We start from the raw sequence: 253 nt of genomic DNA on the forward strand, positions 1-253 counted from the left end.
GCGCGATGCCGCCATCGCCGGTGGCGGCGCGGCGCTGATTCCGCAGTCTATCGCCTGGGCGCCACTGGCCCGGGGCGAACTGGTCCAGTGGGGCACGGTGTCCGAGATCGAGCCGGAGCTGTGGGTGTTGCACACCTCCCGGCGCCTTGCCGCGCCCAAGGTGCGCGCATTTGTCGATTTCATCTGCGCACAGTACCCGGACATGTCGCTGGTACTGCAGGGCTGAACACGCGCACATTCATGAATTCAGTTC

Annotated in this window: 1 protein-coding gene; it reads left to right on the forward strand. The window is 66.0% G+C overall.

The annotated features are described in order from the left end of the window. On the forward strand, window positions 1–226 hold a 226-nt coding region (locus tag AC0L20_RS41430; RefSeq protein ID WP_473295900.1), incomplete at its 5' end, for a LysR substrate-binding domain-containing protein. Between the last annotated feature and the right edge of the window lie 27 nt (window positions 227–253).

It is taken from the genome of Bradyrhizobium sp. Kon58 (assembly GCF_055807455.1).